Source organism: Neolewinella sp. (assembly GCF_965214665.1).
GTDB lineage: Bacteria > Bacteroidota > Bacteroidia > Chitinophagales > Saprospiraceae > Neolewinella.
In genome coordinates this window covers 1,102,452-1,115,538 of sequence record NZ_OZ243970.1, presented here as the reverse complement: position 1 = coordinate 1,115,538, position 13,087 = coordinate 1,102,452, and the positions used below count along the sequence as shown (strand labels likewise).

Genomic DNA, 13,087 nt, shown 5'->3' with positions numbered 1-13,087 from the left:
GGCGAGGGCTTAGGCCGGTAAATGTAAAACAATCCGTTTTACAATCAGGCATCCGATAGCACCCGCTCCCGAATCCGCTCCAGTTGCTCCAGCAGCCAGGCATCCAGGTTGCGGTACCAGTCCAGGTGGGGCGAAAACTTCGTGCAGCTGATGCACTGCGTGTCCTCGAACTGCTTCTTGCAGTTGGGGCAGATGGCGGTGGTCTCAAAGGTATCGAAGCGCGTAGCGCAGTGATCACATACCCAGTGGGCGTGGCCGTCGGGCTCCCAGTCGCACCTCGGGCAGGCTATTTGTACTTCCATTTGCAGAAGACACTTTGCTCCCCCGTTTGGATTTGTTCACCACGGAGAGCCTGGCGACTCACAGAGGGTTTCACAAAGGTTTCACAGAGGTAAGTGTCACACAGCTTCTTCAAACAGTCTGCACCCGCTGCGCCCCCGGGCGCAAGTCTCTGTTACCTCTTTGCCTTGACTGCCTCAGTGATACCTCGGTGAAACCCTCGGTGTGGCCCCTATAAGGGACTCCGTGGTGAATCATCTAACCCATTCAAGACTATTATCAAATCAGCATCTCAAATAAAATAGGCTGATCGTTCAGGTGCTCAAACCGCATCTTCCGCGCATTCATCCGCGCCAGCAGTTCCTCAAAATCCCCCCGCCGCCCCAGCTGAATCCCCACCAGCGCCGGCCCCATCGCCCGGTTATGCTTCTTCGTATACTCGAAGTGGGTGATGTCATCATCCGGTCCTAGCACGTCGAGAAAGTCGCGCAGGGCCCCCGACCGCTGCGGAAACTCCACAATGAAGTAGTGCTTCAACCCCGCGTACATCAGCGCCCGCTCCTGAATTTCGGGGGTGCGGGTGATGTCGTTGTTGCCGCCACTCACCACGCAGACGATGCGCTTGCCGCTCAGGTCACCGAGCTGGTCAAGTACTGCAATGGAAAGCGCCCCGGCCGGCTCCACGACCAGCCCATCTTCGTTATACAGATCGAGCATCACGCCGCAGACCTTACCCTCGTCGACCAGCTCGATGCGCGAAAAGGTCTCGGCTACGATGGGAAAGGTATGGGTGCCCACCCGCCGCACCGCCGCCCCGTCCACGAAGCTATCGATCGTCTCCAGGGTCACGATTTTACCCTGCAGTATACTTTCGTACATGGCCGGCGCTCCGCTGGGTTCTACGCCGATCAGCTCGGTATGCGGGCTCAACTGCCGGAACACACTACCGATACCGGCACTGAGTCCGCCGCCCCCCACGGCCATGATCACGATATCAATGGGCTCGGCGGAGGCGTCCAGTATTTCCAATCCCACGGTACCCTGACCCGCGATGGTCTTAAGGTCATCGAAGGGGTGCACGTAGGTCAGTCCGCGCTCGGCGGCCACCCGCATCGATTCGGCGTAGGCATCGTCGTAGGTATCTCCGGTCAGCACCACGTCGACGTAGTCCCCGCCGAACATGCGCACCTTGCGTACCTTCTGGGCCGGCGTGACGACGGGCATGAAGATCGTGCCCCGCACCCGCATGGCCTTACAGGCGTAGGCCAGTCCCTGGGCGTGGTTACCGGCACTGGCACACACCACTCCACGCTCGCGCTCTTCCTGACTCAGCGAGCTCATCTTGTTGTAACTCCCCCGAATTTTGTAGCTGCGCACCTCCTGCAGATCTTCCCGCTTCAGGCACACCTCCGCCCCGTACAGGTCACTCAGTCGGGTGGAGCGCATCAGTGGAGTTTCCAGCGCGATCCCCCGTAGTTTGTGGCGGGCCTTGATCACCTCCTCCACCGAGATCAGTCGGGTATCCATACGCGTCATGCCCTAAAGGTACAGTAGGGCGCGGACGCGGGTGCGGCGAATTGTTAACTTTGGCGCATGCAAGCCCCCGAGATCATCTGTACCGGCGAAGTGCTCGTCGACCTCATCAGCACGGAGTACGGCGCCGATTTTCGCAGCGTAGACACCTACCGCCGCTTCGCCGGCGGCAGCCCAGCCAACCTAGCGATGAACCTTGCCCAGCTTGGCCGTCAAGTGGGGCTTGTCGCCACCATCGGCAAGGATGACATCGGTGCCCTGCTGCGCGAGGAGCTGCGGGAACGGGGGGTGGATACCCGGCACCTCGTAGCGGTGAGTACCCCAACCACCCTGATCCTGGTTACCAAGAGCAAGGCCGTGAGCAACTTCGAGGCCTACCGGGGGGCGGACACCGAAATCACCGGCGTGCAGTTTCCGGATAACTACCTCAGTGAATGTAAGGTCTTTCATACTACTGCCTTTGCCCTTAGCCGGGACCCGGCCCGCAGTTCGATCCTCTCCGCCGCCGCCCGGGCCGTAGCCGCCGGGGCCCGCCTTAGCATCGACGTGAACTACGCCCACAAGATCTGGCCCGATCGCCTAGAGGCACTCTGGGTGATCAATAGCTACCTCAGCCTGGGCACCGAGGCCGGCCGCGAAAGCCTGGTAAAGTGCAGCGAGGTCGACTTCGTGCGCCTGTTTGACGAGCCGCTGGATGACCGCGAGGACGCCGCCGAGCGCCTGCTCGACCTGGGTGCCGGGGTGATATGCCTCACCCTCGGTGAGGAGGGGTGCTACGTGTATACCGACGGGGAGAATTTCAGTCTGCCGGCACGGCCCGTAGAGGTACAGGATACCACTGGGGCGGGCGATGCCTTCTGGGCGGGTTTCCTGGCGGCCCACTTGGCGGGAAAAGATTGGAAAGCTTGTGCGGAGGCGGGCCGTGTGGTGGCTGAGATCAAGTTGACTACCGTAGGTCCGCTGCGGCAGGAGCTCGATCTAGAAGAACTGCTCGTTCAATAGCGTTGCACCGGCGTCCCCGGCCGCCTACTTTTGTGGGTATGGAGCTGGTAGAGATAGGCCGTACGGGGCGGCCGCACGGGGTGAGGGGGGAGCTGAGTCTGCACGTGGAGGAGCTGTACCTGGATGATCTGCTGCGGGCAACAGCCGTGCTGATCGGGGAGCCGGCTATCCCGTACTTCGTGCAGCATTTCCGGGCCGGCGGTAAACTGACGGTGACGCTGGAGTCCTTTACGACGCGGGAGCAGGTGAGCCTGCTGTCGGGCCAGCCCCTGTGGCTACCTAGCGACCAGGTGACGGTGGAGGAAGATGACGAGATTACTCCCTGGGACAAACTCATCGGCTACCGGATTGTAGCGGAGGGCTACCCCGTACTGGGGCCAATCGTTGACATCGTGGACCTACCCGAGCACTACCTGGCGGAAATCGAGCACGAAGGGAAGATCGTCTACATCCCCCTGCACGACGACCTGGTGATCGCCGTGCGGGAGGAGGAGGAGACGGTGGAGATGGACCTGCCGGGGGGCTTGCTGGAGCTGGGGTCTTAGCGCTTCACGACCTTACCCGACTGGCGGCCCTGGGGCCCGTCGATGTGGTAGAGGTAGAGGCCGGCGGGAAGGTCCTGAAGGGGTAGGGTAAATTGAGCCTGGGCACCGAATTGTTGGTAGCCGGTGGCGTAGAGCTGCCGGCCCTGTAGATCGGTGATGGAGGCACGGTAGCGGTCTGCGGATTTTGCGGTGAACGTTAGGGTAAGTCGGTCGGTAACGGGATTCGGATATACGGACAGTCCGTAATCAGCAACCGGATTACGGGTTGAAATGGTAAGATCCGGGTCGACAATAGCGTAGATAAACATCTCGACGTTGAGGAAGGTGCTATCGCTGGTCTGCCACCGTTGGTTAAGTGGCACGTAAATTCCACTAGGGGTGGCCCGTTCGATCACGTTGTTCCCGTCGCCACAGCTATCCACCGTGGAAAAAATGCCGACGTTGCCACCAGGCGGTGCCTCACCAATGTTAAATAGATCGATGTAGACCCAGAAGGAATCCCGCTCGACGATGGGCGGGTCGGGAAAGGTGAAGGTGGTGAAGCGTATTAACGAATCCGGTAGCCTGATATCGCCTATTCGTACACTATCACTGGTGGCAAGCAGCTCCCCGATGATCGTATCCGAAATAAGGTCATTGTAGATGCGCGCCGAAACCACATAGTCTGCCAGTGTGTCGTCTGCTACCGCGAAGGCTACACCTACCTCGGTGACCTCGTAGCGTTCTTCTCCCGGAAAAATCAAGCGTTGAATCTTGGCAATGTCCCCGGCTACGTTGGTGCCTGTAACAAACCCACCATCCATGCCGAGTTCATATAGTACAGCTCTGTTTGCACAGGTGTCGTTCTCGATCACATCAGGAAAGATCCGAGTCGGTACAGATTTTTCGAAGGCTTCCCGAGAAAAGGTGTGTACCTGGCCAGGCTGTACGAGCTGTTGTGTAAAGCAGGCCAGCGGCAACGCGAAGAGTAAACTCCAGAGTAAAGCTCTCATCATGGTAGGTAGTTAGTGTCAAGTGATTAGGACACAAAGTACCTAAAGTTTGCTAGCGCTTCATCACCTTGCCTGACTGCCGCCCTTCGGGACCATCGATGTGGTAGAGGTAAAGGCCGGCGGGAAGGTCGGCTAGGGACCAGTCAACCTGGTACTGTACACCACCAGTAGTTGCTGGACGTGCCTCCCGCAACAGTCTACCGGAAAGATCGGTGAGGCGGGCGGTGTACAATGCGGCGGCACTGCGACCGGTAAAGCGAATACTATACTCGTCGAGGGCAGGGTTGGGGAAAGACTCGATGCCGTAGTCGGCCAGGCGGGGGGTGAGGATGCCGGTGGTCAGAGAGTCATCGACCGTGACCTCGAAATAAAGTTCCGAATTGAGCCCGTAGATATTGCGGAGGGTGTTTATCGTTTCCGACAAGCCTACCCGCGTCACGATCACCACGTTGCTGCCATCGCCACACCCGTCTTCGGTCGACAACAGGCCAATGAACGGAGGTGGACTATTGTCGTAGGCCCTCGAAAAATCAATGCCAATGAAGAACGAGTCGTTCGTCATTACTACCGGCTCGGAAAAGGTGAAGGTGGTGTACAGTACATCATCTGCGTCGACTTGAAGATCTGCCGCACGCACAGAATCACTCTCACCCAGTACGGTGAAACTACCAGATAGGTCACTGCCACCGTCCGACAGCACGAATGCATTTAAGTATATATCATCGGCCCCCTCACCGGGAAACTCAAACGCAACGGCTACGGAAGTAATGCGGTAATTGGAACTGTGGGGATTTACAATCCGCTGAGCCGTAAGTATGTCTCCGTAGAGATTACTGCCGAAGACAAAGCCGGAATCGGAGACGGTCTGTACGATAGCTGTCTCGTAGCATGCTAAATCCGCCACCGGAGGAAGCAGGACGTCTTCGACATTTTTATTCATGTCGCGCTTTGCGGAGTGTCCGCGGTCGAGTGTACGTGGATGACCCTGGAGGGGCGTACCCCGTTGCGCGATTAGTAACAGAGGAAAGAAAAAAACGATTAGTAGTAAAGTTTTCATCATAGCAGCAGTTAACGAAGTGATCGGTTCGTATTCCTCAAGGTCACGCCATTCTACCGCCCCCGCAAGGCCCAAAGTTCACTTTAGCAAAACTTTATCACCCGCGGTAGGCCGCCCACTGCCGCGCAATGTACTTCCCAATAATGTCAAACTCCAGATTCACACTACTCCCCGGCCGCAGCTCCCGGAAGTTCGTATGGTCGTGGGTGTAGGGGATGATGGCCACCCGAAAGGTATCGTCCGTAGGCTCCACCACCGTAAGGCTGACGCCATTTACGCAGACGCTGCCCTTGTCCACCAGCAGATCGTCCGTAGCGTAGCGGAAGGTATAGTACCAGCTGCCCCCACTTTCGATTACCTCGGTGCACTCGCCGACGGTGTCCACGTGCCCCTGCACGATGTGGCCGTCGAGCCGCCCGCCGGCGACCATGGCGCGCTCGAGGTTCACTACACCGCCAACCTCCCAGTTGCCGAGGCGGGTACGGTTCAGCGTCTCTTGTACCGCGGTTACGGTGTGGGTACCCTCGCCGAGGGCCACTACGGTCAGACAGACCCCGTCGTGCGAGAGGCTCTGATCCACCCTTAGCTCCGCGCTGATGGGGCTGCGTACCGTGAAGTGGACGTTCGACTGCTCGCGTTCCACGGTCGTGATGGTACCCGCCGCCTCAATAATACCTGTGAACATGCTAGGGATGATTAATGAACTGTCGCCGTGCTACTACTCGATGACTACCGTTCGGAAGTCGAAGGGTACAACAACCGAGGCCGTGCGCTGGTCGAACTTTAGCGCGTGGGGAAGCAACTGCCCGTCGACCGTCACGCGACCCGGGGGGTGGGTAAGCCCCACCAGGCGAATATTGGCGTAGCGGAAGCTAGCGTTATACTGTCCTTCAACCTCCTGCGTGAGGGTGATCTGCCGCCCGTCGCGCTGCATTCCATACCTGCGCAGGGTGTACTGTTGGACCCGGTAACCGTAGCCCTCGCCGGCATCCCAGTACAGCGCGCTGCTCCCGGAGTCGGCCAAGAAAAGCGATAGGTGCAAGGTCTCCGCCTCCGCTAACTGACGGGTGTACTGCACCTTATTGACGGTAGGTAGTATGGCTCCGGCCCGGACAAAGATCGGCAGTCGATCGGCCTTAATGCGCGCCCGCAGCCTCTGCTGTCCACTGTAGTGCTTGCCCGTCCAGAAATCGTACCAGTCTCCCTTCGGTAGGTAGATGTTCATCGTTTTTACCCCCGCTTCTATTACCGGGCATACCATAAGATCGTCACCGGCCAGAAACTGATCGCCGTACTTGCGGCACTGTGGGTCGGTCTGGTCATAGAAAAAGAGGTTGCGCAGCACCGGCGTGCCGGTCTGGATGTGGTGGCGAAAGGCGGTATACAGATAGGGCAGCAGCTTATACCGCATCTCGATGGCCAGTCGGTTGCGCCGGGTGTGGTCGCCGCCGTGGGCCCAGGGCTCCTGGTCTTGCCGGTCCTCCCGTTCCGCTTTTTTGACCTTATCCGCCTGGGCCTCCGCTGCCCCGTCGGTGTTATTGCCCATGCTGTGGATACGCATCAGCGGGTGAAAGACGGCCAACTGCAGCCAGCGGGTCAGCAGCTCAGGGGTGGGGTCGTCCACAAAGCCGCCGATGTCGCTACCCACGAAACTGTAGCCGCTGATGGATAGCCTCAGCGACTGCCGGTTAGCCAGCGCCAGGTGCTCCCAGCTGGCCACGTTGTCGCCCGTCCACAGCGAAGCGTAACGCTGTCCGCCGCTGAAGTTAGCTCGCCCGAGTAGGAAGGGGCGCTTGGCGGGTTGTAGCGCCTTAAGCCCGTCGTAGGTAGCCCGCGTCATCTGCATGCCGTACACGTTGTGGGCTTTTTTGTGATCCCCACGGTGGCCGTCGAAATCGTGCCGCACATCAAGTGGAAACGTCAGGGCGTTGACCTTGAACAGGGCTGGCTCGTTCATATCGTTCCAGAAGCCGCTCACGCCCTGTTCGACGTAGAGCTCTTGGTAGAGTCGGCCCCACCATTCGCGCACCTCGGGGTCGGTGTAATCGGGCCAGACGCACTCCGAGGGCCATACCGGACCGGTCATTTGCTCCCCCGTACTGCGCCGGCAGAATACATCGCGCTGTTCTCCGTCCTGATAAACCGCGTAGTCATCATCCACCCTTATACCCGGGTCGATCATTACTACGGTGTGAAAGCCGTCGTCGCGCAGCTCCGCGATCATCCGCTTCGGATCGGGGAAGTAGTCCTTGTTCCAGGTAAAGCAGCGGTAGCCATCCATGTAGTCGATGTCCAGGTAAATGGCGTCGCAGGGGATCTGCTTTTCCCGGAAGGTAGCCGCCACCTCCTTCACCCGCGCCTCCGGGTAGTAGCTCCAGCGGCACTGGTGGTAGCCCAGGGACCACAGCGGTGGTAGCTCTGGCAGTCCCGTAAGCTGGGTGTAGCGCCGGGCTACGGCATCCAGCTCCGGTCCGTTGATGAAGTAATAGTCGAACTCCCCCCCGTCGGTCCACACCGTAGCCAGTCCGTCACGGTGGCTATTGAAATCGAAGTGGCTGCGGTAGGTATTATCCACGAAAATACCGTAGGCCACCCCGTCCCGGAGTCCGTAAAAAAAGGGTACGGCCCGGTAGAGGTTATCCCGCTCCCGTCCGTAGGCAAAGGAGTCGGCACACCAATTGTCGAGGTAGCGTCCGTTCAGGTCCGTATCCCAGGCCTTGTCGCCGAGCCCGAAGAAGCCTTCCTCCCGGTCGGTGGTGAACTGTAGCCGCATCTGATCCAGTCCCCGCATGAGGGTAAAGCGGGTGTAAAAGGGAGCCGCATACTGGTGTAGCACGTGCCCGGCACTACGGTCCAGAATAGTCACGGCGCCGTCGGCCTGCCGCAGCTGTAGTTCCAGCTTGGCGGTACGGATGATAAAGGTATCCTGCCTCTCCGCAAACTCTACCTGCGTGCCCTGCATCCGTGCTTCCGGGTCCCGGGCGTAACTGAAATCATCGGCGTCCTTACCGAAGGCATAAAAGAAGCGGATCACCTCCTCGCTCCATACTTCTAGCCGCAGGCGCACCTCACCGGCCCCGTTGACGAGGAAGGTCTGACTGCCCTGGCGGTGCACTTTCTGCACCGCCCCCACCGAGTGCTCGTAGTACACATCTTCGTAGCGCAGGGTGCTCGTCGTATCGTCTACGTTCACCACGTCCGCCGGCGGGGCGTAGGGCGGCCGGGCTACCGCCTTGATCATCTTAGCCATGCCGCAAGGTAGAAATTATCACTGCCCTGTTCTCTAGTTGTTCAGGCTCCAGTCGTAGTCCAGGTAGTTGATTTCCTTGCCGTCGGGAATATCCGTCGTCAGGTACTTATTCAAGTATTCCCGGACCTCGCCAAAATCCTGGCCGTACCAGTCGAAAATAGGGGACACCCGTACCACCTCCTCCTGGGTGACGTTGAGTGCCTCGTCGTTGATGAAGCCGCGCGCGCGTTGGTCCAGTAATTCATTCAGGTTCTGGGCGGTAAACGCCTGATTGGGCAGCGGCGGACAGCTCCGGGCCGCGCACACCAGGGCAAAGTGAATACGCGGCTCGCGGTAGGTAGGCCGGATAATTTCGTGCTCAATTTGGTTCAGGCTGTAAGTTTTACCTGCTAGTGCGATCCATTTTTTGTCCCAGGGCTCATTAATGTCGCGGATGCTCTCCAGTGGCCAATTATCTAGGATCAATTTGATGGTGTAGGCATTGTAGGTGTTGATCCAGTACGCGAGGGATTCATCGCGACTCCAGTCCTCCCCGGGCGTCTCCTCGGCCAGGGTGGTTAGGTAGGTATCGAGTGCGGCGGCGTCACGTTGAAAGCCGACGTAATCTACCCGTCCGGCGGCGCTGACGTGTTTACGTAGTAGCTCATCCCAGGCCGTGTGATCGGGGGCGCTGCTCACGGCGGGTGAGGAAGCTTCCACGGGGGCAGGGGGGGGCGGGGACGCCGGTGCGGCGTTGGTCGGGGGAGGCGGAGCCACGGGGGTGGGGGCAGGAGCCACCGCGCGTTGGGGGGCGTCGTTGGGGGGTACTTCCGGATTCTTCTCCAGGGTGTACTCGATTTGGTCGGAGGCTACGGTGTCCTCGGTGATGGGTAGGGTACCCAGATCGGCAGTCTGGGTAGTCGACGCGGCGGGCGGCGGGGGGCCATCTGCACAGGAGGTGGTGGTCAGTAGTAGTAGGAGTAGCAGACAGGTGGGGAGGGAAGGTAGCGTAGCCATGGTAACCGAACGCATGAGGCCGGTGGCTGGGTTCACGCCAATAAAAAGACCCACGCCAGAAGGCGTGGGTCGACATAAAGCTTTCTAACTACCATAATAACAAAAGGTTACGGCGCATATCACCGTTAAAAAACTGTCTTTAGCCGATCGCCGTCAGTACGGTCGATCGCTACAACCGAAAAAATTGGGGGTTAAAGGAGCGTTACTGGAATAAATTCTTTGGGTATTGGGTACATTAGGAAAACGAGGTGATCCCGGTGGCCGCACCCCATTTACGTGGGGTGGGGGAGCAAAATAAAAAAGGCCCCCACCGCAGTGGGTGGAGGCCGAAACATTACACTTTCTAACTACCGTAAAATAAGGCGTCGATCGGGTGGCCCGATCAAGATGTAGACCGACAACGGAAGGTAGTAGGTAGAGCTTCCGCATGCAGTAAAGGTGTAGGGTTTAGGTTTATCATGAAGCCTGATGCAAGGAATTCCTTCCATCGGTACGACAAAGATAACGGCCAGGTCTGGGGCCAAACACCCCACGGCCGTGGGGCATGGGGGGAATAAAATAGACCCGCACGTTGCACCGTACGGGTCTGATAAGTCTTTAAGTCTATTCTACTGAGAAACTGAGAAACTGGGACGAATCGCGTCCGCTAACAAACACTTCGAAAATAAAGGCGTGCGAATAAAAATTCACACTCCCGTTCAAAAATAGGTTTAAAAATGAGAGACACAACATCGACGCGAAAACATTTTTCCGCCGTCGATATGACAAAAGTACGGCACGGACGGGGATAAAGCACCCCACAACCGTGGGGTTTGGAAGGTTTGGACAAAATATTCTTCTACCGCAAGCGGGGTTGTTTTCGACCTATGTAGCCGGATAAATAAACACCATCCACCAATTCTATCCGTTAGTCAGCAGCATTATTCGTTTTACCTTAAGATTGAAAGAGTGTATTATAATTTTTCATTTGAGCGATTCTGAAAAACACCATTTTTTATTTTTTACCCAATTCCCCCCAATTTTGCCTCCTAAATCCAGCAGCACCCTGTTGTCAGCATGATGTATATTAGGATTCGCAAAACCCTCCCACCGTGCGCCTCCACCCGTGTTTACCCTTCTCGCTGCTGCTTGTTTTGGTCACGGCGTTCAGCACGCTACTGCCCGCACAGCTGGCCTTCGATCCTACTCCGGTACGCGAACCCGATGGACTGGCCTTAACCTGGAGCCCGCTCAGCATGCTTACCCTCCCCGAGCGGTACACACTGGGTTTAACGCTGACCAAGGGGCGGTGGGCCTACGTGATGGAAGCTGAGTACGGCGGGGGTATTCTTCCCACTATTACAAACGACAACGACCACGTATACCGCCTTGCTGGAGGACGCATCGAGGCGCGGTACGAGCTCTGGCCCCCCGATCCGATCTTCGTGCAGCGGCGCTGGCACTATGTGGGCCTGCAAGTGGGCTACCGGGATTACCACCGGGAACTTTTTGACCGGGACTACGTAGCAGCGGACGAGGTGAAAATTAGTTTCGACCGGGCCATCCAGACCTTTACGCGCTACGAGGCCATCGTGAATTACACCCTGCGTCTGCCGGTAAGCGACCGCTTATGGGTCGAAGGATTTACAGGACTAGGCGCTGCGCTGCGCACCGTGGACTACCGGGATGTCATAAATCAACGCGAAACCGACCTTTTTAAGGAAGTCATCGCATCAGCAATCTTTCCCGGTTTGGGACTGTACGACGATACACTACCGGAGGGCACCCGGCTCGTGCCCGCCTACCGCCTCGGCTTCCGGGTGAGTTATTTACTGAGTCCGGCTAGGTAGTCCTGAAAGCTCTGGGTTTTCCAGTGCCGCTCCTTGATGTACCGAAGTTCATGGATGTAGCGCTCGGCGGGTTTGAAGCCCGGACTGATCGTGATCCGGTTACGCTGCTCGTCGAGGTACACTACGCTGGGGTAGCTCATACGTCCGTCTAAGAGGGCGACGGCCAGGGCATGGACGCCGCGGCGGCCGTTGTTCGGATCGTACTTGAAGGTATGGTTGTCGTAAACGATGTCCTCGGTTTGCTCCGCATTAAGCTTGACGGCGTAGAAATTGTCCGCGATGTAGCGGGCGATCTGTTTTTCGGAAAATACCTTCTTGTCCATCTGTTTGCACCAGCCACACCAATCGGTATAGACATCGACCAGCATCGGCTTCGGTTCGGCGGCCTGCCGTTGCATGGCTTCCTCCCAGCTCAGCCACTCTACCTGCGCGGTAAGGGGTAGGGCAAGGAAGACAAGGAGGGGCAGGAAAAACTTCACGGTCAGTGCTTTAGGTACCATAAGTAGGTAATGAACGCATTTAGTATCCGGTCGGATTAAAATCTCGGGCAGGGCACGGCCTCGTCGTCTTCACTCTGGCCGGTGTACGATACGCTCAGCTCAAACGCCCCGCGGTGGCGGGAGCTTACCTCCTGGGGGTTGACGCCTACGTCATAACTGAGCCCGAAGAGAAAGCCGCTTACCTCCAGGCCGACCAATGCGGTGAAGCTCTCGGGTCCAAAGCCATTTTGGTTTTTGACGCCCCGCACCCAGCCTCCGAGATGTATGGCGCTGGCAGCCGCGTCGCTAGTCAGCAGCCGGACGTTCGAGCCGACCTGTAGCATCGCGTGGGGGCCTTGCTGAGTGTAGTAAAGTCGCGGAGAGACTTCGGTATTGATGCCGGTAGGAATACGAAAGTTTACGTAAGTGCTGTAGCGCCGGTACAGCGTATTGGTCACTTCTACCTCATCTCCTGCCGTCACGGAGGCATAAAAGCTCTGTTCGGGCGTGGTAAGGTGGTGTACGGCTGCCCCCAGGAGATAGCCCGTCTGGCGGCGGGTGGGCGAGCGGCTGTAGTTGAGCCCTAATTGATAGTCTCCGAACGCGACGCTGTTTTCCGGGAGCGTCTCCCGGGTGGAGCGGGGCACGAAGGCAGTCAGGCCGTTGAACTCGTCCTCGAAGGTAAGGTCCCCGTAGCCGACGTTGCGCTGTACGATGCCGGCCTGGCCACCCAGGCTCAGTACTTTTTCGCCCCGCGCATCGAGGGTCTTATGGAAGGCGGCCGCCACCATGGCGTGGTTGGTGGTAAAGCCCACCTCGGGCATCCGGTCGTTGAGAAAGTACACGCCACCACCGAAGGCATCGCTGCCGCGCCGCTTGGGCCGCAGGGCGTAGTGGAAATCGGCGGCGAAGGCCGAGGTCTGGAAGGGGTCCTGCAGCACCTGTCCCCACTGACTGCGGTGATTGATCGCGACGCGGTAGCGGCCGGAGAAAAGCCCGGTCAGGGCGGGGTTGAGGGTGGAGGGCGAGGTGAAAAACTGCGAGAAATAGGCATCCTGCGCCCTGGCCGGAGCGGCAAGGAGTAGGCAGGCGGCCGTAAGACTGGCAAGGGCATGGCGGTACATG

12 protein-coding genes are annotated in these 13,087 nt (G+C 58.3%); 3 read left to right on the top strand and 9 right to left on the bottom strand.

The window, feature by feature from the left end; genetic code table 11:
• Positions 1-44: 44 nt before the first annotated feature.
• Positions 45-302: a hypothetical protein gene (locus ACOOHD_RS04995; RefSeq protein WP_420460472.1), complete on the bottom strand. Its 258-nt coding sequence runs from the start codon at positions 300-302 to the stop codon at positions 45-47.
• Between the two features lie 256 nt (positions 303-558).
• Positions 559-1,815, bottom strand: coding sequence for a threonine ammonia-lyase (gene ilvA, locus ACOOHD_RS04990; RefSeq protein WP_420460471.1), 1,257 nt, complete (start codon positions 1,813-1,815; stop codon positions 559-561).
• 57 nt (positions 1,816-1,872) lie between these two features.
• Here ilvA and ACOOHD_RS04985 point away from each other — a divergent pair, with 57 nt between their 5' ends.
• Positions 1,873-2,814: a carbohydrate kinase family protein gene (locus tag ACOOHD_RS04985; protein ID WP_420460470.1), complete on the top strand. Its 942-nt coding sequence runs from the start codon at positions 1,873-1,875 to the stop codon at positions 2,812-2,814.
• 38 nt (positions 2,815-2,852) lie between these two features.
• Positions 2,853-3,359 (top strand): ribosome maturation factor RimM, encoded by a 507-nt coding sequence (rimM, locus tag ACOOHD_RS04980; protein WP_420460469.1) that lies wholly within the window; start codon positions 2,853-2,855, stop codon positions 3,357-3,359.
• On the opposite strand, the gene ACOOHD_RS04975 is transcribed toward rimM, so the two are convergent.
• The 5 genes from ACOOHD_RS04975 to ACOOHD_RS04955 all read right to left on the bottom strand — a co-directional run bounded on the left by ACOOHD_RS04975 (position 3,356) and on the right by ACOOHD_RS04955 (position 9,669).
• On the bottom strand, positions 3,356-4,354 hold the full coding sequence (locus ACOOHD_RS04975) for a T9SS type A sorting domain-containing protein (RefSeq protein WP_420460468.1): 999 nt from the start codon (positions 4,352-4,354) through the stop codon (positions 3,356-3,358). The genes rimM and ACOOHD_RS04975 overlap by 4 nt on opposite strands.
• 49 nt (positions 4,355-4,403) lie before the next feature.
• The gene (locus ACOOHD_RS04970) at positions 4,404-5,291 is read right to left on the bottom strand and encodes a T9SS type A sorting domain-containing protein (protein WP_420460467.1); all 888 of its coding nucleotides are present in this window, start codon (positions 5,289-5,291) and stop codon (positions 4,404-4,406) included.
• 214 nt (positions 5,292-5,505) lie between these two features.
• Positions 5,506-6,093, bottom strand: coding sequence for a riboflavin synthase (locus tag ACOOHD_RS04965; protein ID WP_420460466.1), 588 nt, complete (start codon positions 6,091-6,093; stop codon positions 5,506-5,508).
• Between the two features lie 33 nt (positions 6,094-6,126).
• Positions 6,127-8,658: a TIM-barrel domain-containing protein gene (locus tag ACOOHD_RS04960; RefSeq protein WP_420460465.1), complete on the bottom strand. Its 2,532-nt coding sequence runs from the start codon at positions 8,656-8,658 to the stop codon at positions 6,127-6,129.
• 33 nt (positions 8,659-8,691) lie between these two features.
• A complete protein-coding gene (locus ACOOHD_RS04955) occupies positions 8,692-9,669 on the bottom strand; it encodes a DUF547 domain-containing protein (RefSeq protein ID WP_420460464.1) in 978 nt (325 codons plus the stop codon).
• A gap of 1,076 nt (positions 9,670-10,745) precedes the next feature.
• Between ACOOHD_RS04955 and ACOOHD_RS04950 the strand changes: the two genes are divergently transcribed.
• Positions 10,746-11,483, top strand: a complete 738-nt coding sequence (locus ACOOHD_RS04950) for a hypothetical protein (protein WP_420460463.1) — start codon at positions 10,746-10,748, stop codon at positions 11,481-11,483.
• Here the strand turns inward: ACOOHD_RS04950 and ACOOHD_RS04945 are convergent.
• Together ACOOHD_RS04945 and ACOOHD_RS04940 are read right to left on the bottom strand one after the other, a co-directional pair.
• The gene (locus tag ACOOHD_RS04945; RefSeq protein ID WP_420460462.1) at positions 11,459-11,983 is read right to left on the bottom strand and encodes a thioredoxin family protein; all 525 of its coding nucleotides are present in this window, start codon (positions 11,981-11,983) and stop codon (positions 11,459-11,461) included. The two genes, ACOOHD_RS04950 and ACOOHD_RS04945, sit on opposite strands and share 25 nt — an antisense overlap.
• Positions 11,984-12,018: 35 nt before the next feature.
• The gene (locus tag ACOOHD_RS04940; protein WP_420460461.1) at positions 12,019-13,086 is read right to left on the bottom strand and encodes a PorP/SprF family type IX secretion system membrane protein; all 1,068 of its coding nucleotides are present in this window, start codon (positions 13,084-13,086) and stop codon (positions 12,019-12,021) included.
• Position 13,087 lies beyond the last annotated feature (1 nt).